Here is a 26,737-nt window from a genome sequence, read left to right as displayed (position 1 = left end):
TGGAAAATGCCATTGGTAGAATTCATGCATCAAGGTGCGTTCGTCACAGGCCATTGACAACATAAAGCCGCGACGAGTTGCAACGCCGTCGCGGCTTCACTGGTTTCAGCTTAAGATCAATGGCCCACCGGCGGCGGCGCCAGCACTTCCCGGGAACCGTTGGTGCCCATGGAGCTTACCACGCCGGCCATTTCCATGGCTTCGACCAGTCGAGCCGCCCGGTTATAGCCGATCTTGAAGCGCCGCTGCACCGCGGAGATCGATGCCCGTCTAGATTCCGTCACGAACATCACCGCCTCGTCGTAGAGCGCGTCCTGTTCCGCGTCATCGCCTTCGCCACCTTCCGCTTCGAGGCCGGTCAAGGCATCCGCGGTCACGCCGCCGGAGAGAATTTCCTCGATGTAGTGAGGCTCGCCGCGTCGCTTCCAGTCCTCCACCACTCGATGCACTTCATCATCGTCGACGAAAGCGCCATGCACGCGAGTGGGCAGGCCCGAGCCCGCAGGCAGATAGAGCATGTCGCCGTGGCCAAGCAGGTTCTCCGCGCCGCCCTGGTCGAGAATGGTGCGGGAATCCACTCGGGAGGAGACCTGAAATGCCATGCGGGTGGGAATGTTCGCCTTGATCAGCCCAGTCACCACGTCCACGGAGGGGCGTTGGGTGGCCAGGATCAGGTGAATGCCCGCCGCCCGCGCCTTCTGGGCGAGCCGGGCGATCAGTTCCTCGACCTTTTTGCCGACGATCATGAACATGTCGGCGAACTCGTCGATCACCACCACGATATAGGGCAGTTTTTCCAGCACCGGCGGCGGCTCGTGCATCTGCCAGGGCTGCGGCTCCCATAGCGGATCCGCCACCTGAGCGCCGTGACGCTCCGCTTCGTCGAGCTTGGCGTTGAAACCGGCGATATTACGCACCCCCATGGCGGCCATCAGCTTGTAGCGACGCTCCATCTCCGCTACGCACCAGCGCAGGGCGTTGGCGGCCTCCTTCATGTCCGTGACCACCGGCGCCAGCAGATGAGGGATACCGTCATAGACGGAAAGCTCCAGCATCTTGGGATCGACCATGATCATGCGCACCTCGTCCGGGGTGCCCTTGAGCAGCATGGAAATCAGCATGGCGTTGACTCCGACGGACTTGCCGGAGCCGGTGGTGCCCGCCACCAGCAGGTGCGGCATCTTGCCCAGATTGGCCACCACCGGCGCACCGCCGATATCCTGACCCAAGGCCAGGGTCAAGGCGGAGCCGGGCTGCTGATAGCTGTCGGAATCGATCACCTCGCGCAAGCGAATCATTGCCCGCTTGGGATTGGGAATCTCGATGCCCACCGTGGGTCGGCCAGGAATGATTTCCACCACCCGCACGCTCTTGACCATCAGCGAGCGCGCCAGATCCTTGGCCAGATTGCTGATCTTGGACACCTTGACCCCGGCAGCGGGCTTGATCTCGAAGCGGGTAATGACCGGCCCGGGCCAGGTTTCCACCACCTCCGCCTTGACGCCATATTCCCGCAGACGAACCTCGAGCAGTTCCGCCATGCTTTCCAGCTGCTCCGGCGTATAGTTCGGCTGATGTGCTTCCGCCGGGGTCAGCAGCCGTAGCGACGGCAGCGTTCCCTCCGGCTCCGATGACGTATTCGACGATGGCCGCTGGCTCTGCAGGTGCTCCACGGTCCAGAGCGTCGGCCCTTCTGGCTCCGCCGCCGCGGCGCGTCCTTGCGCGGCGCCGGCAATGGAAGGCTCCGCATCTTCTGCATAAGAGTCACCGTCGATAGCGTCGACCTCGGGTAGACTAGGCTCCGGAGGAGCAACCGGCGATGGCGCCTGGGATGGAGCCGTTTCCGGTAGGCACGGTTCTGTCTGGCGCGGCGTGACATCCTCGTCCTGGCTATCCCGAACCGCTGTATCGGCGGACGTCGAGCTCGTTCTTTCTTCACCTTCCGGCCAGACGAGTGGTTCCCGTCGGGGGTCATCCGAAGCCCCCGAGCCGATCGACGTTTCTTCCTCCTCCGCCGACGAAGGCTGATTGAACGAGGGCTCGATACGCGATGAATCAGCGTCATGCCTGGATGTCACTTCGGTGATAGTCGCCGCTACGGTTTCTCGTTCGGTGACCGCTGTCGCAGTGAGGTCAGTTTCGGGATGTGACGAGGTCTCACGCTCGGCGCACAGCGCCACTTCGCTCAGGGCGGGCTCTTCTCCACGAGCAAGCAGCGGCTCCGGTGCAATGTCACCTGCCGCAGACGTATCATCATTCGTCTGGGAGAAACGCTGGCTCGAAGCGGCCACATAACCGCCTCCGAGGCGCTTGGCGGAAGGCGTGCGTGCCGGCATATCCCAAGGGATCTCGCTGTCCTGGCTTTCTTCCGGGGCGGTCGGCGCAGGGGAGGCGGTAAGCGCGCCATCCGAACCGGAGGCGGCGCCTGTTGCTGAATCCGTGTCAGGTTCCTTGCCCGCTTTCTTGCGCCAGGTGGAAGGGTAGGTGGTTCTGGAAAGCGGTGACGGCTCCTGCACATGACCACCACTGCGAGCATGAGCGTGGGCCTTGCGAGTCGAGGATGCGTGGCGCTTTTCCACCAGATAACGCCGCAGCCAACCGGATAGACGCTGTACCTGATAGCCTGCTTCATCCAGGATCGTCAGCCAGGACACCCCGGCGAACAGCGGCAGCCCGCACAGAATCGCCACCAGCGCCATCAGAGTCGTGCCGTGGCTTCCTATCAGGGGTGCAAGCGCCGCGCGCAGCCCTTCACCGAGAATACCGCCGGCGGCATAGGGCAATTCACTCTCGGGATTGAAGAAGTGCACCGCTCCCAGGGTGGTGGTTCCCAGCAGCAGGAGTATCAGCCCGGCGATTCTCACCGCCAGTTGAGTGGCATCCCATTCGAAACGTACCTGGCGGGAGCGAATCAAACGCCAGGCGGAAAAGCCCAGCATTCCCGGCCACCACAGAGCGCTGGCGCCGAACAGGGAATACAGCAGATCCGACAACCAGGCGCCTACCGGCCCCATCCAGTTGCGAGTCGCCGTTTCCGGGCCGCTATGGGACCAGCCGAGATCCGTGGGCTGGTAGCTGAACAGGGCAAGAAGCAGGAAGATGCAACCCGCCAACAGCAGGATGACGACACCCTCGCGGCTCGCCCCTTGCAGGCGTAGACCGAAACGTCGCGCGCGCTCCTTTGCGTCCGCGGCGCTTACACGACGACCGGTCGTCTTACTCTTGACACTCAAATGACCATCCCCTTTGCGTCGTTGACGACGTCTACCTTGGTCCTTTTTCTTTAGAACGCCCATAATACCGAGCCTTGCCGTTCTGGCACAGGGGGCCGTTCTTGAGAGGCGCATGAAACACGTTCACACTGACAAATGATTCGAGAAACCGGTGAATAGCGCATCATGGTGCCTTGGCTTCCACCTCGCCCGATAGTCTTTCCCTCACTCAAGCATGCACTGCATGAGCCCAACGGCTTGCTCGCCGCCGGCGGCGAGCTGTCGCCTCCATGGCTGCTGGCCGCCTATCGCCGCGGTATCTTCCCCTGGTTCAGCCAGGGCCAGCCGATTCTGTGGTGGAGCCCCGACCCGCGCATGGTGCTGCTCCCCGAGGAGCTGAAGATTAGCCGTAGCCTTGGCAAACGGCTGCGCAACGCCGGTTTTTGCACCACCTTCGACCAGGATTTCATTGCGGTGATCGACGCCTGCGCTCAACGCCCCGCCGATGACGCTCTTCCCGCCGGTCAGACGAGCGAAAATACCTGGATAACCCCGGAGATGCGGGCTGCCTATATAGCGCTGCACCGACTGGGCCATGCCCATAGCATCGAAGTCTGGCAGGACCGGACGCTGGTGGGCGGCCTTTACGGCGTTGCCCTGGGCAAGATATTTTTCGGCGAATCGATGTTCTCGCGTCATTCGGACGCCTCCAAGATCGCTCTGGTGCACCTGGTCGAACACATGCGGCGCCGAGGCGGCAGATTGATCGATTGTCAGATGCACACCGCTCACCTAGCGAATCTGGGCGCACGGGATATCGCTCGAGCACGTTTCATCGACTACCTTGAACAATACGCCGACGGCAATGCGTCATCCATGTTCGACACGGTGGTTGATCCTTGTTGACGAAATATTTGATGACTCGACTGACCGAGCAGCCCCGGTAACCGGCGGCATTCCATCATGCTTGGCAATCAGCAAAGGAGGCACAGGCCTTGAGCAGTAACGCCCCGCGACAGCCGCCGGTGCGGGATCTGCGGTTTTTCCTGACGGTTCCCCACGCGTGTAGCTACCTTGAGCAGCGAGAAGCCACCACCCTGTTTCTCGACCCCCAGGAGCGTCCCGGCCAGGGCGTTTACGACGCCCTTTCGCTGCTGGGTTTCAGACGCAGCGGTCGCCATCTTTACCGACCTCATTGTGAAGGCTGTCGAGCCTGCATATCCGTACGCATTCCGGTCAAGGATTTTTGCCCCAATCGAAGCCAGCGCAAACTGATATCACGCAATGAAGATCTTAACGTGATCGAGCGCCAGGCAAGCTTCGATTACGAGCATTATCGGCTCTATTCTCGTTATATACGCGCCCGCCACTCGGACGGCGACATGTTTCCGCCAAGCATCGAGCAATATCGTACCTTCCTGACTCTGAATCAGCCTTATGCACGGCTGCTGGAATTCCGACTGGGCCGGCGGCTTGTTGCGGTAACCGCCGTGGATATGCTGGAGCATGGCCTATCGGCGATTTATACCTTCTTCGACCCTGCCCGGGAGTTCGAGCGCCGTTCACTGGGCACCCAGGCGATACTCAAACTGGTGGCCCTGGCGTATCGGCGCGAACTCCCCCATGTCTATCTAGGCTACTGGATTCGCCATTGTCGCAAGATGGAATATAAACGCAATTTTCAGCCGCTGGAGTATCTTAACGGGCGTCACTGGCACCGCGCCATTTCGCTGGAAAATGAATAGCGGCGTTATGCCACGAAGGCCGGTCTGCGGCAGATGCTCGCGTCGATCTGGAGAATTGCGCTATAATATAGCTCTTTTTCTATCGGACCCATGAGGATTCGCCTATATGGCACGTGAAGATCATATCGAAATGGAAGGCGTTATCGTCGACACCCTTCCCAATACCATGTTTCGTGTCGAACTGGAAAACGGCCACGTCGTCACCGCGCACATCTCCGGCAAGATGCGCAAGAACTACATTCGTATTCTTACCGGCGACAAGGTCAAGGTCGAACTGACGCCCTACGATCTCTCCAAGGGTCGTATCGTCTATCGTTCGAGGTAGCCCCTTCCTCTTCTTCAATCCCGATTAATTCCTCAAAAAAATAAAAACGCCCCGTCACAGGGACAGGGCGCTAGCCAAACAACGTCAAACTCAAACTCACTGTAGCTCAGGCGTACTTGAGCTCAGACAAGCTCTGCCTCCGTGGCCAAGTGCAGTTCGTCCTGGTCTTCCGCGAGGCTGACATGTACCACACCGCCGTGCTCCGCCAGTTCGCCGAACAGGATCAGCTCCGCCAGAGGCTTCTTGAGTTTTTCCTGCAGCAAGCGAGCCATGGGGCGTGCACCCATTTCCGGATCGTAACCCTTCTCCGCCAGCCAGGCACGTGCGGATTCGTCGACGTCAAGCTGCACACGCTTCTCGTCGAGCTGGGCCTGGAGTTCCACCAGGAACTTGTCCACCACGTTGCGTACCACGGAAGGCGCCAGCCCCTTGAACTGAATGATGCCGTCCAATCGGTTGCGGAATTCCGGGGTAAACGTCTTACGAATGGCTTCCATACCGTCGCTGGAATGATCCTGAGTCTGAAAGCCGATGGAGCGCCGGGAAAGCTGCTCTGCTCCCGCGTTGGAGGTCATGATCAGAATCACATGACGGAAATCCGCCTCGCGACCGTTGTTGTCCGTCAGGCGGCCATGATCCATGACCTGCAGCAGCAGGTTGAAGACTTCCGGGTGCGCTTTCTCGATCTCGTCGAGCAACAGCACGCAATGCGGCTGCTTGGTGATCGCCTCGGTCAAAAGACCGCCCTGATCGTAGCCCACATAGCCCGGAGGCGCGCCGATCAGCCGCGACACGGTGTGACGCTCCATGTACTCGGACATGTCGAAGCGCACCAGCTCGATGCCCATCAGCGCTGCCAGCTGGCGGGCTACTTCCGTCTTGCCGACCCCGGTAGGGCCGGAGAACAGGAAGCTGCCCACCGGCTTGTCCGGCGCCTTGAGGCCGGCGCGAGACAGCTTGATCGCCGCGGAAAGCCCTTGGATGGCCTCGTCCTGGCCGAACACCAGCATCTTGAGATCCCGCTCCAGGTTGGACAGCAGCTTGCGATCCGAGCTGGAAACGCTCTTGGGCGGGATCCGCGCGATGGAGGCCACTATTGCCTCGACCTGATCCACGTCGATGGTATCGACCCGCACTTCCGTGGGCAGCAGGCGCTGATGGGCGCCGGCCTCGTCGATCACGTCGATGGCCTTGTCCGGCAGGTGGCGATCATTGATATAACGATCCGAAAGCCTCGCCGCGCTTTCCAGAGCGCCGTCAGTATACTTGAGCTGATGGTGCTCCTCGAAGCGCCCGCGCAGGCCCTTGAGGATGCGGATGGTATCGTCCACGGAAGGTGCCATGACGTCGACCTTTTGGAATCGCCGCGCCAGGGCGCGATCCTTCTCGAAGATGCCGCGAAATTCCTGAAAGGTAGTCGAGCCGATACAGCGCAGCTCGCCGGAAGACAGCAGCGGCTTGAGCAGGTTGGAGGCATCCATCACCCCGCCGGAGGCGGCGCCGGCGCCGATCACCGTATGGATTTCGTCGATGAACAGCACCGCGTTAGGCTGTTTCTTGAGTTCAGCAAGCAGGCTCTTCAAGCGCTTCTCGAAGTCACCGCGATACTTGGTACCGGCAAGCAAGGCGCCCATGTCCAGGGAGTAGACCACCGCGTCGGCGATCACTTCCGGCACATCCTCCTCGACGATACGCTTGGCCAGACCCTCGGCGATGGCGGTCTTGCCCACCCCGGCTTCACCCACCAGCAGAGGATTGTTCTTGCGCCGCCGAGCGAGAATCTGCACGACCCGCTCGAGCTCGTGGTCGCGGCCGATCAGCGGATCGATCTTGCCCAGACGGGCCTGTTCGTTGAGATTGGTGGCATAACCGGTCAAGGGATGTGCTCCTGCCTCTCCCGCTCCTTCTTCCACGTCTTCTGCTTCGTTGGAGGGCGAGGCTTGATGCTGGCCGTGACCGGCCACCTTGGAAATACCGTGGGCGATGTAGTTGACCGCATCGACCCGGGCGACGTTCTGCTGTTTCAGGAAATACACGGCCTGGCTTTCCTGCTCGGAGAAGATGGCCACCAGCACGTTGGCGCCGGTTACCTCGCTCTTGCCGGAAGACTGGACGTGGAATACCGCGCGCTGCAACACCCGTTGAAAGCCAAGCGTGGGCTGGGTTTCCCGATCGTCCTGCTCGTCCGGGATCAGCGGCGTGGTGGAATTGATGAAATCCTGTAGGTCCGAGCGCAGCTTGTCGAGATTGGCTCCGCAGGCTCGCAGCACATCCGCGGCGGAGGCATTGTCCAACAGCGCCAGCAACAGGTGCTCCACGGTCATGAATTCATGACGCTTCGATCGCGCCACGGTAAACGCCGTGTTAAGGGTAAGTTCAAGTTCTTTACTTAGCATGGCAGTCCCCTTCTCGCCATCTCCGGCGTCCGCCGACAAATTGGCTTGCCGGCCTCCTTACCTTTGGGCAAATTCATTGATTTCGCAAGTCGCGGAGCAAACGCTCGAAACGCGACCCTGTATCGTTAACCTTCATTCCGCCTTATCGATGTCACAAAGCAATGGATGCTGGCACTCTCTTGCATATTGATTGACTTGCTGGCTTTTGGTTTCCGCGATATCTCGAGTGAAGATACCGCAGGTCGCCTTGCCTCGAGTGTGAACCGCCAGCATGACCTGTACGGCTTTCTCGCTTTCCATGTAGAAAAACGTCTGCAACACCTCGATCACGAACTCCATGGGCGTGAAATCGTCGTTGTACAGAATCACCTTGTACAAGGGCGGCTGAGCTAGCTGCGGATCGGCGCTCTGGGTCACCACCTGGCCATCCGCGTCTTCCGCATGATCCGGTGGGCGTGTCATCCCCGCGCGTGACGCTTTCGTCGCGTAGCGGCGGCCGGGCGCGTCAATACTGAACATAAGGGGTGCTATCCATTCCTACAAGCCGGGTTGCGGCGCTGAATACTAGAATTCTGGACATCTTGAAATCCAATGGGTTCATTAACAAGATGCGTCCGCTCGAGCCGGGTTGCAAGCGGACGCATCGAAAAAAAGCCCTCGACCGCCAGGCGGACAAGGGCTGATGAAACAGTCTGTGCTGATTCTTACATGTTGTCTGCTACCGCCTGGCCGAACTCGGAGCACTTGAGCAGCACCGCGTCCTCCATCACACGATGGAAGTCATAGGTGACCTCGCCCTTGGCGATGGCTTTTTCCATGCCCTTGATCACCAGGTCCGCGGCTTCGAACCAGCCCATGTAACGCAGCATCATTTCCGCGGAAAGAATCAGGGAGCCCGGGTTGACCTTGTCCTGACCGGCGTACTTGGGCGCGGTACCGTGGGTGGCCTCGAACATGGCCACGGTATCGGAAATGTTGGCGCCGGGGGCGATGCCGATACCGCCGACTTCCGCCGCCAGGGCGTCGGAGAGATAATCGCCGTTGAGGTTCAGGGTGGCAATGACATCATACTCCGCCGGGCGCAGCAGAATCTGCTGCAGCATGGCGTCGGCGATTACATCCTTGACCACGATGTTCTTGCCGGTGTTGGGGCTCTTGAACTGCATCCAGGGGCCGCCGTCGAGGAGTTCGGCGCCGAACTCTTCCTTGGCGACCTGATAGCCCCAATCCTTGAAGGCCCCCTCGGTGAACTTCATGATGTTGCCCTTGTGCACGAAGGTCAGGGAGTCGCGATCGTTTTCGATGGTGTAATTGAACGCCTGACGCACCAGACGCTTAGTGCCTTCCTCGGACACCGGCTTGACGCCGATGCCGCACTGCTCCGGGAAACGAATATTGGTGACGCCCATTTCCTCGCGCAGGAACTTGATGACCTTCTCCGCCTCCGGGCTACCCGCCTTCCATTCGATGCCGGCGTAGATATCCTCGGAATTCTCGCGAAAGATCACCATATCCACGTCCTTGGGCCCCTTGACCGGACTCGGCACGCCTTCGAACCAGCGCACCGGGCGCAGACAGACGTAGAGATCGAGCTTCTGGCGCAGTGCCACGTTCAAGGAACGAATGCCACCGCCCACCGGGGTGGTCAAGGGCCCCTTGATGGAAACCACGTAGTCCTGCACCGCCTCGAGGGTCTCTTCCGGCAACCAGGTATCCGCGTCGTAGACCTGAGTGGCTTTTTCACCGGCGTACACTTCCATCCAGTGAATCTTGCGCTCGCCGTTGTAGGCCTTCTCCACCGCCGCGTCGATGGCGATCTTCATCGCCGGCGTCACGTCGACACCGATGCCGTCACCCTCGATGAACGGAATGATCGGCTGATCGGGAACGTTCAACGTCTTGTCATCATTGGCGGTGATCTTCTCGCCGCCTTCAGGTACGACAATCTTCTGGTAAGCCATCGAGAACTCCCTGTCTGATCTATCAGTGGAACTAGAATGTAAAGTATAGCATCGAGCCCCCATGGCCGAGTAGGCTTGCCGGGACACCTGCCGACAAGCGAGATATAATTTCCCTCTCATATTGGAGGGCGCCCTGTGTGCTCCTCCGTTCCCCGCCACCGCAGTGACCAGAGAGATCTACGCCCATGTCCCAAACGCCCAGGATTATCTACACGTTCACCGATGAGGCGCCTGCGCTGGCGACCCACTCGCTGCTGCCGATCATCGACGCCTACACCGACGCCGCCGGCATCGACGTGGAAACCCGCGACATCTCCCTTGCCGCTCGAATCCTCAGCCAGTTCTCCGACTACCTGGGCGAGGATCAGCGTGTGGAGGATCACCTGGCCGAGCTGGGCGCCCTGGCCAAGACGCCGGAAGCCAACATCATCAAGCTGCCCAACATCAGCGCATCCATGCCGCAGCTTCGAGCCGCCATCAAGGAACTGCAAGGGCAAGGCTACCCCCTGCCGGACTACCCGGACGAACCGAGCAGCGAGGAAGAGAAGGACATCAAGGCGCGCTACGCCAGGGTCATGGGCAGCGCCGTCAATCCGGTGCTGCGCGAAGGCAATTCGGACCGTCGCGCCCCCAAGGCGGTCAAGGAGTACGCACGCAAGTATCCCCATCACATGGGGGAATGGAGCCAGGCCTCCCGCAGCCACGTCTCGCACATGCACGAGGGCGACTTCTACGCTGGCGAGAAGTCGATGACGCTGGACCGTGCGCGTGACGTCAAGATGGAGCTGATCACCCAAAGCGGCGAGGCCAAGGTGCTCAAGCCCAAGATCTCGCTGCTCGAGGGCGAAATCATCGACAGCATGTTCATGAGCAAGAAGGCGCTACTGGATTTCTACGAGCGGGAGATCGAGGACGCGCGCAAGACCGGGGTAATGTTCTCGCTGCACGTCAAGGCGACGATGATGAAGGTCTCGCACCCCATCGTGTTCGGCCACTGCGTCAGGATCTTCTACAAGGATGCCTTCGAGAAGCACGGCGCGCTGTTCGACGAACTGGGCGTCGATGTCAACAACGGCATGGCAAACCTCTACGAGAAGATCGACACCCTGCCCGAAAGCCAGCGTGACGAGGTCATCCGCGACCTGCACGCCTGTCACGATCAGCGCCCGGAGCTGGCGATGGTGGACTCGGCGCGTGGCATCACCAACTTCCACTCCCCCAGCGACGTGATCGTGGACGCCTCGATGCCTGCCATGATCCGCGCCGGCGGCAAGATGTATGGCGCCGACGGCCGCCTCAAGGACGTCAAGGCGGTGATGCCGGAGTCCACCTTCGCCCGCATCTACCAGGAAATGATCAACTTCTGCAAGTGGCATGGCGCCTTTGACCCTGCCACCATGGGCAGCGTGCCCAATGTCGGCCTGATGGCGCAGAAGGCAGAAGAGTATGGCTCCCACGACAAGACCTTCGAGGTTCCGGAAGCGGGTGTCGCCAACATCACCGACCTGGAGACCGGAGAAATACTGCTTTCGCAGAACGTGGAGCAGGGCGATATCTGGCGGATGTGCCAGGTCAAGGATGCGCCGATCCGCGACTGGGTAAAGCTCGCCGTGGAGCGCTGCCGCGACTCCGGCATGCCGGCGGTCTTCTGGCTCGACCCCTATCGTCCCCACGAGAACGAGCTGATCAAGAAGGTCAGGACCTACCTCGCGGAGCACGACACCGAGGGCCTGGATATCCAGATCATGTCCCAGGTCCGCGCCATGCGTTACACCCTCGAACGCCTCATTCGTGGCCTCGACACCATCTCGGTGACCGGCAATATTCTGCGCGACTACCTGACCGACCTGTTCCCGATCCTCGAGCTCGGCACCAGCGCCAAGATGCTTTCCATCGTGCCGCTGATGGCCGGCGGCGGCATGTTCGAGACCGGGGCCGGCGGCTCCGCGCCCAAGCACGTGCAGCAGCTTCTCGAGGAGAACCACCTGCGCTGGGACAGCCTCGGCGAGTTTCTTGCCCTGGGCGCCTCTCTGGAGCATCTAGGAAAACAGTTCGACAACGAGCGCGCGGTACTGCTGGCGGATGCGCTGGACAAGGCCACCGGGCAATTCCTCGAGAACAACAAGTCGCCCTCCCGCAAGGTGGGAGAACTGGACAACCGCGGCAGTCATTTCTATCTGGCCCTGTACTGGGCCGAAGCCCTGGCCGCCCAGAACCAGGACGCCGGCCTCAAGGATCTCTTCGGTCGTCTGGCCGAGACCCTCAGATCCAAGGAGACTGCCATCCTCGATGAGCTCAACGGCGTGCAGGGCCAGCCGGTCGACCTCAAGGGCTACTACCACATTGACCACGAGCTGGCCCGCTCCGTCATGCGTCCCAGCAAGACCCTGAACGAGGCCTTGGCGATGGTCGCCAAGGGCTGACCTGCCGTCACACGGCAACCCGCCGCCCTATCCTATATGTACGTGATGAGCGGCTCTTCGGTTCCCTTCCGCCCGCGGCGGATGGGAACCGTCGCGTTAAGGCACCGACCACGCTGCCCGGCCCCAGGCGTTCGGCTCTTTGCACTTGGCTCTTTGCACCTAACAACAGAGGAGCTGCGATGAACCTCTACCTGCTCCACAAGCCCTATCGGATGCTATCCCAGTTTACCGACCGGGAAGGTCGGCCTACCCTGGCGGATCTCATCGCAATACCCGGCATCTATCCCGCGGGCCGGCTGGATTACGACTCCGAAGGGCTACTGCTGCTCACGGACGACGGCGATTTGATCCAGCGTATCGCCCATCCGCGTTACAAACAGCCCAAGACCTACTGGGTGCAGGTGGAAGGCATACCGGATGCTCGCGCCCTGGACAGGCTGCGCGACGGCCTGACACTGAAGGACGGCCCGACTCGCCCGGCAAAGTTGCGCCGCCTGGAGAAACCGGAGGTTAGCCCACGCCAGCCGCCGGTACGTAGCCGCCGGCACATTCCGACAAGCTGGCTCGAGCTCAGCATCCAGGAGGGGCGCAATCGCCAGGTGCGACGTATGACCGCTGCCATCGGCCACCCCACCCTGCGCCTGATACGCACCGCCATCGGCAGCTGGCGTCTCGAAAACCTTGCACCGGGGCAGTGGCGCCGGGAAGTCCTGCACGCGCCACGTTCGCCTTCAGCAAGGAGCAAGCGATGAATCGCTGGACACCGCGAGTCACCGTCGCCAGCGTGATCGAGCGGGCGGGATGCTACTTGATGGTCGAGGAGCTTTCCAGGAATAGCTCTGGCGGGCCCCGCACGCTGTTCAATCAGCCCGCTGGCCATCTGGAACCTGGCGAAACCCTGGTGGAAGCCGCGGAACGAGAAATCCGCGAGGAAAGCGCCTGGCGAGTGGGGCTGACGGATTACCTGGGTCTTTATACCTATCATGCCCCGGACGGGCTGGTCTTTCACAGCCACGGCTTCTCAGGCATGGTGCTGGCGCATCTGGGCACGCCGCTGGACAGCGCCATCCTGGCGACCCACTGGCTGACCTTCGACGAACTCGAGGATCTGGAGCGTACCGGACGCCTGCGCAGCCCGCTGGTGATGCGGCGCATTCGCGACGTTCGCAGAGGTCGGCGCTTTCCGCTCGATGTCATTCAGGAATACTGAGAGAGGAAGAGCGACCAGACACTCGAAGCATCACGGCACTTTCGGGTATAATCCTTCGTCATTTGTCACTCCATCGGTTCGAGAATCGCCATGTCATCCGTCACGGCCAACGCTTCCGTGAGCCCGTCCACGTCAACGAATCCTGCCGCCAAGGTCATCGTCGGCATGTCCGGCGGCGTCGATTCCTCGGTTTCCGCCCTGCTGCTGCTGGAGCAGGGCTACCGGGTGGAAGGTCTGTTCATGAAGAACTGGGACGAGGACGACGGCACCGAGTACTGCACTGCCAAGGCGGATCTGGCGGACGCTCAGGCAGTCTGCGAGCGTCTGGGTATTCATCTGCATACCGCCAACTTCGCCGCGGAATACTGGGACAACGTGTTCGAGCACTTCCTGGCGGAATACGCCGCCGGACGCACGCCGAACCCGGACATCCTCTGCAACCGGGAAATCAAGTTCAAGGTGTTTCTCGAATACGCCAAGATGCTTGGCGCCGACAGGATCGCCACCGGCCACTACGTGCGCCGCGGTGAGCATGACGGTCGGCCTTGTTTGCTCAAGGGGCTGGACGCCAACAAGGACCAGAGCTATTTCCTGCACGCGGTGCCGGAAGCCGCTATCGCCCGCTGCCTGTTTCCCGTCGGCGAACTGGAGAAATCCGAGGTACGCGCCATCGCCGAACGCCATGACCTGGCAACCGCTAGGAAGAAGGATTCCACCGGCATCTGTTTCATCGGCGAGCGGCGTTTTCGCGATTTTCTCCAGCAATATCTGCCGGCGCGGCCGGGTCACATCGAAACCCCGGAGGGCGAGGTCATCGGCAAGCATCAGGGGCTGATGTACTACACCCTGGGCCAGCGCCAAGGACTGGGCATCGGCGGCCTAGCGAATTATCCCGAGGCGCCCTGGTACGCGGCCGGCAAGGATCTGGAGCGCAACGTGCTGGTGGCGGTGCAGGGCAAGGAGCATCCTCTGCTGTACAGCGACGCTCTGATCACCGAGCCTGTGGACTGGGTGGCCGGCACCCCGGTGGCCGGGGAAGCGCCGGTTGTTCAAGGACGCTTTACCGCCAAGACTCGCTATCGCCAGGCGGACGTTCCCTGCACCGTACACGCCCGTGAAGACGGCAGCGTTGAGGCGATCTTCGACGACCCTCAATGGGCGGTGACTCCGGGACAATCCCTGGTGCTCTATCGAGGCGATATCTGCCTGGGCGGCGGCGTCATCCGAGCGACTCGCAAGCACGCGACTTCCTACCCCATCGAGCTCGCTTCATGACTCCGACCCCGATTCATACCGCACCACAATCGCCCATCGCTCGGCAAACCCTGGCGCTGGCCGGGGTATTTCAGGCCGCCACGGTGGTCGACGAACTGGCCCGCAACGGCCAGGCGGACGAGCGAGCCTGGAAGACCCTGATTCGCGCTACCGTGGATACCAATCCGGAAAGCTTCGAAAGTATCTATGGCGGCCATCCCAACAACCTGCGCCAGGGACTCGAGGTGCTGAAAGCGGTGGTAGGACAGCGCCAGTCCGTCAACCCCGCGGTGCTGCGCTACGGTTTCTCCCTGCTGCTGCTGATGGGCAAGCTGCGCAAGGATACCGCCATGCTCGACACCTTGGGAGAACGCCTGGGCCGGGTGCAGGAACAGGCTGCCCATTTCGGCGATACTCATGAAAACGTGGTGGCGAGCCTGGGCGAATTGTATCAAGACACCCTGTCCACCTTTCGCTATCGCATCGTGGTGCAGGGCAATCCGACCTTGCTTCAGCAACGCATGATGCCGGAACGAGTTCGCGCCGCCCTGCTTTCCGGAGTGCGCTTCGGCCTGCTCTGGCATCAACAGGGCGGACGACGCTGGAAGCTGATTCTGCAGCGGGGCGCCATGCGGCGGGCTCTCGAACAATTCAACTAAGCTCTCTTTTTTACTTTTTCCTACTTCCCGGATATCGACCCATGCAACTCTCTTCCTTGACCGCACTCTCCCCGGTGGATGGCCGCTACGGCGACAAGGCCGCGATGCTTCGCGAGCATTTCAGCGAATTCGGCTTGATTCGCGCCCGGGTCACTGTCGAGGTGCGCTGGCTGGAGACCCTGGCGGCGCATCCCGGCATCAAGGAGGTTCCCGCGTTTTCCGAAGACGCCAGGGCCTTTCTTGATACTCTGGTGCAAGATTTCTCGGAGCGGGATGCAGCGCGTATCAAGGAAATCGAGCGCATCACCAATCATGACGTCAAGGCAGTGGAATATTTCTTGAAGGAACGCATTGCCGAGCATTCCGAGCTGAACGCAGTCAGCGAGTTCATTCATTTCGCCTGCACCAGCGAGGACATCAACAATCTCTCCCATGCCTTGATGCTCAAGGGCGGCCTGGCGGTGGTCATTCCGAAGATGGAGGAGACCATCGACGCCATCGCTGGTCTTGCGGCGCAACACGCGGATCAGCCGATGCTGTCCCGCACCCACGGCCAGACCGCCAGCCCCACCACTCTGGGCAAGGAAATGGCCAACGTTGCCTACCGTCTCCGGCGCCAGCTCAAGCAGATCGAATCCGTGGAGCTGCTGGGCAAGATCAACGGCGCGGTGGGCAATTACAATGCTCACCTGGCCACCTATCCGGAAATCGACTGGGCGGAAAACGCCAGGCAATTCATCGAAAGCCTGGGCCTGGGTTTCAATCCCTACACCACCCAGATCGAGCCCCACGACTATATCGCGGAGCTGTTCGATGCGGTGTGCCGCTTCCACACCATCCTGATCGACTTCGACCGGGATATCTGGGGCTATATCTCCCTTGGCTACTTCAAGCAGAAGACCGTGGAAGGCGAGATCGGCTCCTCGACCATGCCCCACAAGGTCAACCCCATCGATTTCGAGAACTCCGAGGGTAATCTGGGGCTGTCCAACGCCCTGCTGACCCACCTGGCCCAGAAGCTGCCGATTTCCCGCTGGCAGCGGGATCTCACGGATTCCACGGTGCTCAGAAACCTGGGGGTGGGCCTGGCTTACGGCATGGTCGCCTATCAGGCGACCCTCAAGGGCATCCGCAAGCTCGAGACCAACCCGGAGCGGCTGGCGGCGGATCTGGACGCCAGTTGGGAAGTGCTGGCGGAACCGATCCAGACGGTGATGCGTCGTTACGGCATCGAAAAGCCCTACGAGAAGCTCAAGGAATTGACCCGGGGCAAGCGGATTGATCAGGCGGGCTTTGCCACCTTTATCGATACGCTGGAATTGCCGACGGAGGTCAAGACGGAACTCAAGGCGCTGACCCCGGCCACCTACACCGGCAATGCCGCGGAGCAGGCGCGCAAGCTTCAGAACTGGTGATCATCATGTCCCCCGACACTCCCCTGCAACTGCTTGGCGGCCTGAGCGTCTTGGAATTCCTGCGCGACGTCTGGCAGAAAAAGCCGCTGCTGATTCGCGGCGCCTTCCCCGATTTCCAGTGCCCTCTCGAGCCGGAAGAGCTGGCGGGGCTGGCCTGCGAGGAAGGCGTGGAAGCCCGCATCGTCGAGGAATACGGCCCGGATGGCCCCTGGCAGGTCAGCCACGGCCCTTTCGACGATGCCACCTTTGCTCGTCTGGGTGAAAAGGACTGGAGTCTGCTGGTGCAGGCGGTGGATCATTACGTGCCGGAAGTGGCGGCCATGCTGGAGCATTTTACCTTCCTGCCCCGCTGGCGGCTGGACGACATCATGATCAGCTACGCCCCCCCGGGTGGCAGCGTCGGCCCACACATGGACCAATACGATGTCTTTCTACTGCAGGCAAGCGGCCGGCGTCGCTGGCAGCTGGGCGGAAAGGTCGCCGACGACGCGCCGATCCTTCAAGGCATCGACCTGCGCATCCTCGAGAGCTTCCAGGTCGAAGCCGGCCAGGACTGGGTGCTGGAGCCCGGCGACATGCTGTATCTGCCGCCGGGGTACGCTCACCACGGCGTCAGTCAATCCACTGACTGCATGACCATTTCCGTGGGCTTCCGCGCTCTTTCCGCGGACGAGGCGGTGACCTCCTTCGCGGACTACGTTGGCGAAAGCCTGCCCGCTTCGAAGCGCTACGCGGACGCGGGCATGACGCCGCCGACGGACCCGGGGGAAATCGACACGGCGGCCCTTTCGCGCATGCGCGCTCTGATTCTCGACAGTCTTGACGACCCTAAGCAGCTAAGCCAATGGCTCGGTCGTGTCATGACACAGCCCAAGTATGTCGATCAGTTGGCGCCTCTGGAATCGTCGGTCAGCGAAGCAGCGCTTGTCGAGGAGTTGAAAGACGGCCTGACACTTGAACGAGCGCTCGGCTCTCGTTTCGCCTGGCATGCTTCGGATCATTCTCGCAACGACACCAAAGCAACCTTGTTCGTCGATGGAGATGGCTTTGTCTGCTCTCTGGCATTGGCCAGACATCTTGCGTCGACTCGCGCCCTGGACAGCAGGCTGCTGGCTCACGCGGAAGCCCCCTCACTACTTGCTACCCTGCTCAAAGGAGGTAGCCTCTACCGGTCAGGTGAAGACGATGGGGATGAGGAAAACGCATGAGCCTTGAAATCAGCATCGAGCAAGGCGACTGGGCAAGCCTGAGGAACACCGCTACCGCTATCCGCCGTCAGGTGTTTATCGTCGAACAAGGGGTTTCTCAGAAAGAAGAATGGGACGGTCGCGATCCGGAGTGCCTGCATTTTATTGCCCGGGAACATGGCCGCGCCTTGGGTACCGCCCGCCTGTTGCCGGATGGGCATATCGGCCGGGTGGCGGTACTCTCGGAGGCACGGGGCAGGGGGATCGGCGTGGCGCTGATGCAGGCCGCTATCCAGGCGGCTCATGTTCTAGGTCATGTCCAGGTGGAACTGTCGGCGCAGACCCATGCCCTGGCTTTCTACGAACGGCTCGGCTTCAAGGCCTTCGACGATGCTTTTCTCGACGCTGGCATACCGCATCGTTACATGTCGCTACGACTGTCGGACTGAGAACTTTTACCGTCGTTTCGCCCTGTCACTTCGAGGATAGGAAACTTGGCTACAGCGAGTTCGCCTTGTAGCGATTTCTGTAGTCGAACTACAACGTCTCATACCTCTAATGATTAATTGTTGCTTTGCGGCAAAATGCGGCATAGTAGGCGTAAGGTTAGATCCAGGATCGAACGATCTCGGTACCTGTTTTAGTACTAAGGCTCGATACCAAGCACGTTGCTATCAAGCATTCCGGTAACGTTATCTCTTATCTGAAATAAAGGATGGCTTCATGTCAGCATTCCAGAATGAAATCGACACTATTGCCCGGCTGCGCGAGGCCCGGTCCGGCAAATGGGATAACATCAATCCGAGCCATGCCGCGCGCATGCGTTTGCAGAACCGCTTTCATACCGGCCTGGATATCGCCAAGTACACCGCCAAGATCATGCGTGAGGATATGGCGGCCTATGACGCGGACACCGCCAAGTACACCCAGTCTCTGGGTTGCTGGCACGGTTTCATCGGCCAGCAGAAGCTGATTTCCATCAAGAAGCATTTCGGCACCACCAAGCGTAGCTACCTCTACCTTTCCGGCTGGATGGTGGCCGCCCTGCGCAGCGAGTTCGGCCCGCTGCCGGATCAGTCCATGCACGAGAAGACCGCAGTGTCGGCCTTGATCCGGGAACTCTACACCTTCCTCAAGCAGGCGGATGCCTGGGAACTCAACCATCTGTTCCGCGACCTGGAAGACGCCAAGCAAGCCGGCAACGACGTCAAGGCCAAGGAACTCGAGAACAAGATCGATAACTTCGAGACCCACGTGGTACCGATCATTGCTGATATCGACGCGGGCTTCGGCAACGAGGAAGCCACCTATCTGCTGGCCAAGCAGATGATCGAAGCCGGCGCCTGCGCCATTCAGCTCGAGAATCAGGTCTCCGACGTCAAGCAGTGCGGCCACCAGGACGGCAAGGTCACCGTGCCCCACGCGCAGTTCCTGGCCAAGATCAACGCCGTACGCTATGCCTTCCTGGAACTGGGCGTGGATGACGGCATCATCGTCGCGCGCACCGACTCCCTGGGCGCTGGTCTGACCCAGCAGATCGCCGTGACCAACGAGCCCGGCGACCTGGGGGATCAGTACAACAGCTTCCTCGATGGCGACGAAATCACGTCCGTGGACGATATCGAAAACGGCGACGTGGTGCTCAGGCAGAACGGCAAACTGATCAAACCCAAGCGACTGGCCAGCGGTCTGTTTCAGTTCAAGCAAGGCAGCGGCGAGGATCGCGTGGTGCTGGACTGCATCACCAGCCTGCAGAACGGCGCGGATCTCTTGTGGATCGAGACCGAGAAGCCCCACGTCGGTCAGATCGCCGGCATGGTCAACCGTATCCGTGAAGTGATGCCGGAAGCCAAGCTGGTCTACAACAACAGCCCGTCCTTCAACTGGACTCTGAACTTCCGCCAGCAGGTATTCGATGCCTGGGAACAGGAAGGCAAGGACGTCTCGAACTACGATCGCGCCAATTTGATGAGCGTCGAGTACGATGACACCGAGCTTGGCAAGGAAGCGGATCGCTGGACCCGGAACTTCCAGCGTGACGCCGCCCGCGAAGCGGGTATCTTCCATCACCTGATCACTCTACCCACCTACCACACCGCGGCATTGTCCACGGACAACCTGGCGAAAGGCTACTTCGGCGACGAAGGCATGCTGGCCTATGTGGCTGGCGTGCAGCGCAAGGAGATCCGCGAGGGTATCGCCACGGTCAAGCACCAGGACATGGCCGGCTCCAACCTGGGGGACGACCACAAGGAGTTCTTCTCCGGCGAAGGCGCCCTCAAGGCCGGTGGCAAGGACAACACCATGGGCCAGTTCGGCTAAGCTACATGATCGAATCGATTCGCTAGAAAATTGGTATACTCAAGGGAGGGCGCAAGCCTTCCCTTTTTTATTGCTGTTATAATAGTTCGCCTGCTTTCAGGATATTCCGCACCAACGTACGGCGATAGGATCTGATGGGTAGCGGACACAAATGGATTGCGTTAATCTAGTTAAAGAACACTGTTTTAAAACTAATCCCCTTGGAGAACGGCCAATGAAACCGACTTATTATCTTCCTGTTGTCGCCTTGAGCCTGCTGACGCTGGCCGGCTGTGCCAATACCGCACCCTACGGCGGCGACGTCTATCGAGGCAATCAGGCTCAGACCGCCCAAAGCGTCGATTTCGGCACCATCACCGCGATTCGCCCGGTACAGATTCAAGCAGGTAGCCAGGATACCAGCATGCTGGGCGGCCTGGGCGGCGCCGTGGTCGGTGGTTTGCTGGGCAATCAGGTGGGTGGCGGTTCCGGTCGAAAAATCGCTACCGCGGTCGGCGCCATTGGCGGCGGCGTGGCCGGCGGCAAGGTCGAGGATCGCGCCAACCGCGTCAATGCCTGGGAAATCGAGGTGCAGCGCGATACCGGCAGCAGCGTCGTGGTGGTGCAGAAAGCCGATCGCAACTTCCAGGTCGGTCAGCGGGTGCGCCTGATTGGCAGCGGCGCCAACTTGAGCGTGGCGCCCTACTGAGACAAAGACTTAAAAATTCCCCAGGCCCTCACGAGACAAGGCCCGCAAGTTGACTTGCGGGCCTTGCCGATTCCAGCCAATGTTGATTGTTCAAAGCGGATTCAGTGTAGCTTGGCCTTGCTCAGCGCCCAGCCGATGATCAGCTTGGCGACCCAGGCCACGATGGCCAGTACGATCAAGGTGAAAAGCATATCCACCGGTTTCACGATGAACGTCGCCAGCAGTATTGCAATGGCGGGGCACCACACCCAGCGATCGTCTCCTCCGGAGACCAGAATGGCAGGCATTTTCTTCTCGAAGAAATGGCCCAGCGAGCCCTCCCAGCTTCTCAGGGTCAAAAACAGGATCACGCCGAAGGCAATCAGCCAAATCAAGGTCTCGATCATGGAATCACTCCGTTACGATTTTCGAGATATCAAAGTTGAGGGGGCAAAAATTCAGATCAAAGGGTATCCCTCGTGCCTATTCAACGCAACTCGATCGACGCGTCGCTCATCCTGAGAAATGCCGCTTTACCCCTGACAGTCAGCGCCAGGCACGTTACCATGAGAATGACATGCACTCACCGGAAGGTTTATTCATGCAAATCGCACAAAATTCCGTCGTTGCGTTTCACTACACTCTGACCAACGACGCGGGTGAAGTACTGGACAGCTCGGAAGGCCGTGAGCCCCTCGCCTACCTGCACGGCGCCGGCAATATCGTGCCGGGGCTAGAAAAGGAACTTGCCGGACGCGAAAGCGGTGAGAAACTTCAGGTAACGGTTACCCCTGAAGAAGGCTACGGCGAAAACCAGCCGGGTCTGATACAGGAAGTTCCCATCGAATCGTTTCAAGGTGTCGATGACGTCCAGCCGGGCATGCAGTTTCAGGCACAGACCCAAGGTGGGCCGCTGATGGTCACCGTGACCCAGGTGGAAGGCGACACGGTTACCGTGGACGGCAATCATCCTCTGGCCGGCCAGACCCTGAATTTCGATGTGGAAATCACCGAGGTGCGCGAGGCCAGCCAGGAAGAACTGGAGCATGGCCACGTGCATGGCGCAGGCGGTGTCGAACACTAGGTTTCAGACAGATCCTGATAGCAATTTCGATTCAAGGAGCGGCTTTTGTCGCTCTTTTTTGTTGCCGTGTTTCCAGGTTCCGCAGGGTCAGATAACCGCCCCATAGCCGCGTGGCGGTGGTGATGAGACAAGCGATGGCGAATAGACTCGCCAACAGCGAGAAGTGAGCCGGCCACAGACAGAACGCCGCCAGGGCAAGCAGGGTTTCCGTGCCTTCCGTCAGGCCGTGCAGGTAATAGAACGCCTTGCGCTGGAAGCTGGGCCGCTCCAGCTCGTGCCGCTTGGCCACGATGGCGAAGGCGAGAAACGAGGTGCCGGTGCCGATAAAGGCGAACAGCAGAAACGTGGCGGCCAGCGCGTTACCGGCAGGATCCGCCAGGGCAAATCCCAGCACCACCGCGGCATAGAAGACGAAATCCAGGCCGATATCCAGGAAGCCGCCAGCGTCGCTCGTTTGCTGGGTTCGGCGTGCCAAGGCGCCGTCCAATCCGTCCCCCAGGCGGTTGAGCACAATCGCCAGTAGTGCCAAGCCGTAGTGCTCGAAGGCCAGCAGAGGCAGCGCCAGCATGCCGATGACAAAACCGGCAACGGGCAGTTGCACCGGCCTGATATTCCAGGCGATCAGCCCGGGAAGCAGCCGGTTCAGAGGCCTCTGCATCCAGGGCATGGTCCAGCGATCCAGCATTATCGCGAGCGCCGCCAGGCGAAATACCGCTCCAGCCAGCCCAGCACCCGCTCCGGCTTGTGTGCGTTCTTCCACACGCCGGCGCTGTTCTTGGCCGCTTCGGAAAGCGTCGGATAAGGATGGATGGTGCTCAGCAGCTTGTTGAGCCCGATCCCTTGGGTCATCGCCAGAGTAAATTCGCTCAGCAGCTCGCCGGCGCCATGACCGACGATGCTAACCCCCAGGATGCGGTCCTTGCCGGGCACCGTCAGCACCTTGATGAAGCCCTCGGTGCGGGCATCCGCGATAGCTCTATCAAGCTCGCTGAACTCATAGCGGGTCAACTCGAACTCGACACCGTCGCGCCTGGCCTGTTTCTCGTTAAGCCCCACCCGAGCCACTTCCGGTTCCGTGAAGGTCACCGCCGGCAGGTTGCGATAATCGACCCGGAAACGCTTGAGCTCGCCGAACAGCGCATTGACCGTGGCGTGCCAGGCCTGGTGGGCGCTGGCGTGAGTCAGCTGATAAGGCCCGGCCACGTCACCGCAGGCCCAGATATTAGGATGCAGGCTGCGCAACATTTCATCCACGTTGAGAGTACCGTCATTCCGGGTCTCGATGCCCAGGGCCTCGAGGCCAAGCCCCGACACGTTCGCCTCGCGCCCCACCGCCACCAACAGCCGATCGAATACCAGCCGCTCGGTTTCCACACCGTGCTCGCCGTCCCGCTCGATCACCAGAACTCGAGCGGTCTCGCCGATGGACGGCCCCGGCTCGATACCGACAGCCCGAGTATTGAGATGAATCCGCACTCCTTCCGCCGTCAGCGTCTTCGCCAGTACCTGAACGATATTGACGTCCTCTTTAGGCAATAATTGAGCCGCTCGCTGTATCAAGGTCACCTGGCTACCCAGACGTGCGAAACTCTGTCCCAGCTCGCAGCCGATGGGGCCGCCACCCAGGACGACAAGGCGCTCGGGCAGTTTTTCAAGCTGCCACAGGTTTTCCGAGGTCAGCACCGGGGTCTTCTCGAGTCCGGGCAATTGCGGCACCCGCGGTCGCGCGCCGGTAGCGATGACTACATGGCGGGTAGTCAGCACCCGCTCTCCCACCCGCACCTCCCAAGGGCTGGTCAGGCGTGCCTTGCCTTCGACCACCTCGACACCGAGGCTTTCGTAGCGCTCGCGGCTGTCGTGTGGTGCCACCTGCGCGATCGCCTGGTGCACGTGAGCCATCACCTGGGTGAAATCGATCTTAGGCTCGCCGGCGCTGACCCCGAGCCTGGGCGCCTGCCGGATCTCCTCTGCGCTCCGAGCGGCGCGAATCAGCGCCTTGGAAGGCACGCAGCCGGTATTCAGGCAGTCTCCGCCCATCTGGCTGCTTTCCACCAGAGCCACCCGGGCCTTGACCGCCGCGGCGATATAGCTTGCCACCAGACCCGCGGAGCCGGCGCCTATCACCACGATGTCGTAATCGAAGCCCTTTGGCTTGTGATACATTCGCGCCAGACGCCGACGCTTGATGAACTCCACTCCCCAGCGGGCCAGCCAGGGAAACAGGCCAATCAGCACGAAGGCCAGGATCAGCCCCGGCGAGAGAATGCCTCCTAGGCTTTCCAGGCTGCCGAGCTCCCTGCCCGCGTAGACGTAGACCGCGGTACCCGGCAGCATGCCCACCTGACTGACCCAGTAGAAGGTCCACACCCGCATGCGGGTCAGCCCCATTACCAGGTTGATGACGAAAAACGGAAATAGCGGAATCAGCCGCAGGGTGAAGAGATAGAAGGCGCCTTCCCGAGCGATGCCCTGATTGATGCGCGCCAGCTGACGGGAGAAGCGCTGCTCCAGCGGCTGTTGCGCCAGGGTACGGGCGACCAGAAAGGCCAGCGTCGCACCGATGGTGCTGGCGAAGGAAACGATCAAGAGTCCCCAACCGAAGCCGAACAAGGCGCCGCCGAGCAGGGTCAACAAGGCCGCCCCGGGCAGGGAAAGCGCCGCCATGGCGACGTAGATCGCGAAGAAGCCGCCGATCACCGTGACGGGATCGCGCGCCAGCCAGGCTTGGAAGCTCGCCTGCTGCGCCTTGATGTTAGCGAGACTGAAAGCGTCGTAGGCGCCGCTGACGAAGAAAAGGACGATCGCGGCGATGACTACCGCAAGAATGATCCAGCGCTTGAGGTTCAAAGGGTAAGCTCCTTGTAAAAGGTAGCGCTAAGCATGAAGAATTCATCTCGGGGGTCAATAGCTAATCCTTGAGGAACCCTGATCTTTCAATGCTATCCAAGCGTTGACCCACATTAAAAGGAATCTCTCATGCCCTCTCACCGGTTCGCCTTGTCGACGTTTTCCACCCTGGCCGGCGCCGTGCTCGCCGGAGGCATGCTGCTGGGAACGGTCCAGGCAGTGGCCGCGGACAATCAGCAAGCCGTATTCGCCGGGGGCTGCTTCTGGTGCGTGGAAGAAGCCTTCGACAAGGTACAAGGCGTGATTTCCACCACCTCCGGCTTCACCGGTGGACACACCGATAATCCCAGCTACGAGCAGGTAACCGGCGGGAATACCGGCCACGCGGAAGCGGTGGAAGTCGAGTACGATCCCGAGCGGGTCAGCTATGACGAACTGCTCCAAGTCTTCTGGCGCAACATCGATCCCTTCGCGGAAAACCGCCAGTTCTGCGACCGGGGCGACTCCTATCGCAGCGCGATCTTTCCCCTGAACGACGAGCAGCGCACTCGAGCGGAGTCGAGTTTGGACGCTGTAAGGGAGCGCTTCGATCAGAATGTCGCCACCCGCGTCGAGGATTTCAGCGTCTTCTATCCGGCGGAGGACTACCACCAGAACTACTACAAGAAGAATCCCCTGCGCTACCGTTTCTACAAGTCCGCCTGCGGGCGAGTCGAGCGTCTCGAGGAAATCTGGGGCGATGAAGCCGGCGGTGTGAGCGCAGACGGCCAGGTTGCCGTCAGCCGCTAGGTTGCAGAGCGCGCGTTGCGACGACGCAGCCAGTTCGCGGTGCCCAGGGTGAACAGCAGTATCAGCCAGGAGCCGGCGATCACTCCGGGCCAGCCGGCTACCAGCCAGAAGGGCTCCAGATAGAAGATGCCGATGCTCGCACCCAGGTAATAGAACACCAGGTAAAGCGCCGTGGCGCTGCCTCGAGATTGTCGTGCGTTGCGGCTTACCCAGCTCGAGGCAGTGGAGTGGGCGAAAAAGAAGCCGAAGGCGTTGACGGTCAAACCGGCGACGATCACCAGGAGAGAATCGCTTAGCGTTGCCAGGCTGCCGAGCATGAAGACAGCGATGCCCAGCATCAGGCAAACCGGCTGCGAGAAGCGCTGAGCGATGCGCCCGGAAATCGCCGACCCCAGAGTGCCACCCAGGTAGGTCAGGAACAGCAGACCCAGCCATTGCGCACTCAAGTTGTAGGGCGCATCGCTCAGGCGAAAGGTGACATAGCTGTACTGGTTGATGAATACCATGAAATTCAGGCCGCCGATCAGATAGGCCGCCAGCAGCAGGGGATTGCGCAGATGATCGCGAATGGCGCCGAGGGCAACTCTTGCCTTGAACGGGGTCGGCGTGAAGTTTTGCGCCTTGGGCAACAGCCACCAGAACAGCGCGACCCCTATCAGGCTGAAGATTCCTACCGCCAGGAAAGCGCCGTGCCATTCAACCCGTTCTGCCACCACGCCGCCGACGACGCGACCGCTGATACCGCCCAGGGAATTGGCGCTGATATAGAGCCCCACCGCCAGCATCAGCGCCCGGTTGTCGAATTCGTCCCCCATCCAGGCAACCGCCACCGAGGGCAGCCCACCGATCATCAGCCCCTGCAGCATGCGAAGCAGCACCAGGCTCTCGAAGCTTGGAGCGAAATACATGACCAGTGAGCATAGTGCCGTCAGCAGCAGTGTGGCGCGCATGATGGGCCCCCGTCCCATTGCGTCGGAGAGCGAGCCGAACAGCAGCAGCGACGCGGCCAGAGTCAACGTCGCCAAGGACATGGGCAGGCTGGCGACCAGGGTGGAGATGCCGAAGGTATGGCGCAGTTCCGGCAGCAGAGGCTGCACCACGTAGAGATTGATGAAGACGAGAAACGACCCCAGGCACAGCGCTGATGTGGCCCGCCACCATTGGCGGCTACGGGCTTCTATCATGATTGGCTCCCAGTGCGTGCAAAAAAGTCGGCCGACAGGCGCGGCCGTTCAGGATTC

At 60.8% G+C, this 26,737-nt stretch carries 23 protein-coding genes; 15 read left to right on the top strand and 8 right to left on the bottom strand.

Annotated features, from left to right (window positions below):
* Positions 1–116 precede the first annotated feature (116 nt).
* Positions 117–3,233 carry a DNA translocase FtsK gene (locus FGL86_RS10375; RefSeq protein ID WP_246131594.1) on the bottom strand — a complete coding sequence of 1,039 codons (3,117 nt, stop codon included), beginning with the start codon at positions 3,231–3,233 and terminating at the stop codon, positions 117–119.
* 165 nt (positions 3,234–3,398) lie between these two features.
* Between FGL86_RS10375 and aat the strand changes: the two genes are divergently transcribed.
* The 3 genes from aat to infA all read left to right on the top strand — a co-directional run bounded on the left by aat (position 3,399) and on the right by infA (position 5,282).
* Positions 3,399–4,118: a leucyl/phenylalanyl-tRNA--protein transferase gene (aat, locus tag FGL86_RS10370; protein ID WP_147184493.1), complete on the top strand. Its 720-nt coding sequence runs from the start codon at positions 3,399–3,401 to the stop codon at positions 4,116–4,118.
* 89 nt (positions 4,119–4,207) lie between these two features.
* Positions 4,208–4,957, top strand: a complete 750-nt coding sequence (locus tag FGL86_RS10365; protein WP_147184492.1) for an arginyltransferase — start codon at positions 4,208–4,210, stop codon at positions 4,955–4,957.
* A gap of 106 nt (positions 4,958–5,063) precedes the next feature.
* Positions 5,064–5,282 (top strand): translation initiation factor IF-1, encoded by a 219-nt coding sequence (gene infA, locus FGL86_RS10360; protein ID WP_007111068.1) that lies wholly within the window; start codon positions 5,064–5,066, stop codon positions 5,280–5,282.
* Between the two features lie 122 nt (positions 5,283–5,404).
* Here the strand turns inward: infA and clpA are convergent, their stop codons facing one another.
* The 3 genes from clpA to icd form a co-directional block, all read right to left on the bottom strand.
* Positions 5,405–7,678 carry an ATP-dependent Clp protease ATP-binding subunit ClpA gene (gene clpA, locus FGL86_RS10355; protein WP_147184491.1) on the bottom strand — a complete coding sequence of 758 codons (2,274 nt, stop codon included), beginning with the start codon at positions 7,676–7,678 and terminating at the stop codon, positions 5,405–5,407.
* Positions 7,679–7,810: 132 nt separating this feature from the next.
* On the bottom strand, positions 7,811–8,140 hold the full coding sequence (gene clpS / locus FGL86_RS10350; protein ID WP_147184490.1) for an ATP-dependent Clp protease adapter ClpS: 330 nt from the start codon (positions 8,138–8,140) through the stop codon (positions 7,811–7,813).
* A 242-nt stretch (positions 8,141–8,382) separates the two neighbouring features.
* Positions 8,383–9,639: an NADP-dependent isocitrate dehydrogenase gene (gene icd, locus FGL86_RS10345; RefSeq protein ID WP_147184489.1), complete on the bottom strand. Its 1,257-nt coding sequence runs from the start codon at positions 9,637–9,639 to the stop codon at positions 8,383–8,385.
* A gap of 185 nt (positions 9,640–9,824) precedes the next feature.
* Between icd and FGL86_RS10340 the strand changes: the two genes are divergently transcribed.
* From FGL86_RS10340 to FGL86_RS10295, 10 genes are all read left to right on the top strand, one after another.
* A complete protein-coding gene (locus FGL86_RS10340) occupies positions 9,825–12,062 on the top strand; it encodes an NADP-dependent isocitrate dehydrogenase (protein WP_147184488.1) in 2,238 nt (745 codons plus the stop codon).
* A 179-nt stretch (positions 12,063–12,241) separates the two neighbouring features.
* The gene (locus FGL86_RS10335; protein ID WP_147184487.1) at positions 12,242–12,814 is read left to right on the top strand and encodes a pseudouridine synthase; all 573 of its coding nucleotides are present in this window, start codon (positions 12,242–12,244) and stop codon (positions 12,812–12,814) included.
* Positions 12,811–13,272 carry an NUDIX domain-containing protein gene (locus FGL86_RS10330; RefSeq protein WP_147184486.1) on the top strand — a complete coding sequence of 154 codons (462 nt, stop codon included), beginning with the start codon at positions 12,811–12,813 and terminating at the stop codon, positions 13,270–13,272. Before FGL86_RS10335 ends, FGL86_RS10330 begins: the two co-directional genes overlap by 4 nt.
* A 90-nt stretch (positions 13,273–13,362) precedes the next feature.
* Positions 13,363–14,547 (top strand): tRNA 2-thiouridine(34) synthase MnmA, encoded by a 1,185-nt coding sequence (gene mnmA, locus FGL86_RS10325; protein WP_147184485.1) that lies wholly within the window; start codon positions 13,363–13,365, stop codon positions 14,545–14,547.
* The gene (hflD, locus tag FGL86_RS10320) at positions 14,544–15,185 is read left to right on the top strand and encodes a high frequency lysogenization protein HflD (protein WP_147184484.1); all 642 of its coding nucleotides are present in this window, start codon (positions 14,544–14,546) and stop codon (positions 15,183–15,185) included. Before mnmA ends, hflD begins: the two co-directional genes overlap by 4 nt.
* A 41-nt stretch (positions 15,186–15,226) precedes the next feature.
* Positions 15,227–16,600 (top strand): adenylosuccinate lyase, encoded by a 1,374-nt coding sequence (gene purB, locus FGL86_RS10315; protein WP_147184483.1) that lies wholly within the window; start codon positions 15,227–15,229, stop codon positions 16,598–16,600.
* 5 nt (positions 16,601–16,605) lie between these two features.
* Positions 16,606–17,808 (top strand): cupin domain-containing protein, encoded by a 1,203-nt coding sequence (locus FGL86_RS10310; protein ID WP_147184482.1) that lies wholly within the window; start codon positions 16,606–16,608, stop codon positions 17,806–17,808.
* Positions 17,805–18,236 (top strand): GNAT family N-acetyltransferase, encoded by a 432-nt coding sequence (locus tag FGL86_RS10305; RefSeq protein ID WP_147184481.1) that lies wholly within the window; start codon positions 17,805–17,807, stop codon positions 18,234–18,236. The genes FGL86_RS10310 and FGL86_RS10305 overlap by 4 nt, the downstream gene beginning before the upstream one ends.
* Before the next feature lie 274 nt (positions 18,237–18,510).
* Complete coding sequence (locus FGL86_RS10300) at positions 18,511–20,109, top strand: isocitrate lyase (RefSeq protein ID WP_147184480.1); 1,599 nt, start codon at positions 18,511–18,513, stop codon at positions 20,107–20,109.
* A 214-nt stretch (positions 20,110–20,323) separates the two neighbouring features.
* Positions 20,324–20,797: an outer membrane lipoprotein gene (locus FGL86_RS10295; protein ID WP_147184479.1), complete on the top strand. Its 474-nt coding sequence runs from the start codon at positions 20,324–20,326 to the stop codon at positions 20,795–20,797.
* A 101-nt stretch (positions 20,798–20,898) separates the two neighbouring features.
* Here the strand turns inward: FGL86_RS10295 and FGL86_RS10290 are convergent, their stop codons facing one another.
* Positions 20,899–21,183, bottom strand: a complete 285-nt coding sequence (locus FGL86_RS10290) for a hypothetical protein (RefSeq protein ID WP_147184478.1) — start codon at positions 21,181–21,183, stop codon at positions 20,899–20,901.
* A 194-nt stretch (positions 21,184–21,377) separates the two neighbouring features.
* Here FGL86_RS10290 and FGL86_RS10285 point away from each other — a divergent pair, with 194 nt between their 5' ends.
* The gene (locus FGL86_RS10285; protein WP_147184477.1) at positions 21,378–21,860 is read left to right on the top strand and encodes an FKBP-type peptidyl-prolyl cis-trans isomerase; all 483 of its coding nucleotides are present in this window, start codon (positions 21,378–21,380) and stop codon (positions 21,858–21,860) included.
* A gap of 31 nt (positions 21,861–21,891) precedes the next feature.
* Here FGL86_RS10285 and FGL86_RS10280 read toward each other — a convergent pair whose 3' ends face one another.
* Entirely contained in the window at positions 21,892–22,545 is a 654-nt protein-coding gene (locus FGL86_RS10280; RefSeq protein WP_147184476.1) for a CDP-alcohol phosphatidyltransferase family protein, read from the bottom strand.
* Positions 22,545–24,707, bottom strand: coding sequence for an FAD-dependent oxidoreductase (locus FGL86_RS10275; RefSeq protein WP_147184475.1), 2,163 nt, complete (start codon positions 24,705–24,707; stop codon positions 22,545–22,547). The genes FGL86_RS10280 and FGL86_RS10275 overlap by 1 nt, the downstream gene beginning before the upstream one ends.
* Before the next feature lie 129 nt (positions 24,708–24,836).
* Here FGL86_RS10275 and msrA point away from each other — a divergent pair, with 129 nt between their 5' ends.
* Complete coding sequence (gene msrA, locus FGL86_RS10270) at positions 24,837–25,496, top strand: peptide-methionine (S)-S-oxide reductase MsrA (RefSeq protein ID WP_147184474.1); 660 nt, start codon at positions 24,837–24,839, stop codon at positions 25,494–25,496.
* On the opposite strand, the gene FGL86_RS10265 is transcribed toward msrA, so the two are convergent.
* The gene (locus FGL86_RS10265; protein ID WP_147184473.1) at positions 25,493–26,680 is read right to left on the bottom strand and encodes an MFS transporter; all 1,188 of its coding nucleotides are present in this window, start codon (positions 26,678–26,680) and stop codon (positions 25,493–25,495) included. The genes msrA and FGL86_RS10265 overlap by 4 nt on opposite strands.
* Positions 26,681–26,737: the final 57 nt, after the last annotated feature.

It is taken from the genome of Pistricoccus aurantiacus (genome assembly GCF_007954585.1).
GTDB classification, from domain to species: domain Bacteria; phylum Pseudomonadota; class Gammaproteobacteria; order Pseudomonadales; family Halomonadaceae; genus Pistricoccus; species Pistricoccus aurantiacus.
This window is presented reverse-complemented; position numbering and strand designations above follow the sequence as displayed.

Coding starts and splice junctions, on each gene's coding strand:
- aat (WP_147184493.1), top strand. CDS start 3,399: ATGGTGCCTTGGCTTCCACCTCGCCCGATAGTCTTTCCCTCACTCAAG.
- infA (WP_007111068.1), top strand. CDS start 5,064: ATGGCACGTGAAGATCATATCGAAATGGAAGGCGTTATCGTCGACACC.
- clpA (WP_147184491.1), bottom strand. CDS start 7,678: ATGCTAAGTAAAGAACTTGAACTTACCCTTAACACGGCGTTTACCGTG.
- clpS (WP_147184490.1), bottom strand. CDS start 8,140: ATGACACGCCCACCGGATCATGCGGAAGACGCGGATGGCCAGGTGGTG.
- icd (WP_147184489.1), bottom strand. CDS start 9,639: ATGGCTTACCAGAAGATTGTCGTACCTGAAGGCGGCGAGAAGATCACC.
- FGL86_RS10340 (WP_147184488.1), top strand. CDS start 9,825: ATGTCCCAAACGCCCAGGATTATCTACACGTTCACCGATGAGGCGCCT.
- FGL86_RS10335 (WP_147184487.1), top strand. CDS start 12,242: ATGAACCTCTACCTGCTCCACAAGCCCTATCGGATGCTATCCCAGTTT.
- FGL86_RS10330 (WP_147184486.1), top strand. CDS start 12,811: ATGAATCGCTGGACACCGCGAGTCACCGTCGCCAGCGTGATCGAGCGG.
- mnmA (WP_147184485.1), top strand. CDS start 13,363: ATGTCATCCGTCACGGCCAACGCTTCCGTGAGCCCGTCCACGTCAACG.
- hflD (WP_147184484.1), top strand. CDS start 14,544: ATGACTCCGACCCCGATTCATACCGCACCACAATCGCCCATCGCTCGG.
- purB (WP_147184483.1), top strand. CDS start 15,227: ATGCAACTCTCTTCCTTGACCGCACTCTCCCCGGTGGATGGCCGCTAC.
- FGL86_RS10310 (WP_147184482.1), top strand. CDS start 16,606: ATGTCCCCCGACACTCCCCTGCAACTGCTTGGCGGCCTGAGCGTCTTG.
- FGL86_RS10305 (WP_147184481.1), top strand. CDS start 17,805: ATGAGCCTTGAAATCAGCATCGAGCAAGGCGACTGGGCAAGCCTGAGG.
- FGL86_RS10300 (WP_147184480.1), top strand. CDS start 18,511: ATGTCAGCATTCCAGAATGAAATCGACACTATTGCCCGGCTGCGCGAG.
- FGL86_RS10295 (WP_147184479.1), top strand. CDS start 20,324: ATGAAACCGACTTATTATCTTCCTGTTGTCGCCTTGAGCCTGCTGACG.
- FGL86_RS10290 (WP_147184478.1), bottom strand. CDS start 21,183: ATGATCGAGACCTTGATTTGGCTGATTGCCTTCGGCGTGATCCTGTTT.
- FGL86_RS10285 (WP_147184477.1), top strand. CDS start 21,378: ATGCAAATCGCACAAAATTCCGTCGTTGCGTTTCACTACACTCTGACC.
- FGL86_RS10280 (WP_147184476.1), bottom strand. CDS start 22,545: ATGCTGGATCGCTGGACCATGCCCTGGATGCAGAGGCCTCTGAACCGG.
- msrA (WP_147184474.1), top strand. CDS start 24,837: ATGCCCTCTCACCGGTTCGCCTTGTCGACGTTTTCCACCCTGGCCGGC.
- FGL86_RS10265 (WP_147184473.1), bottom strand. CDS start 26,680: ATGATAGAAGCCCGTAGCCGCCAATGGTGGCGGGCCACATCAGCGCTG.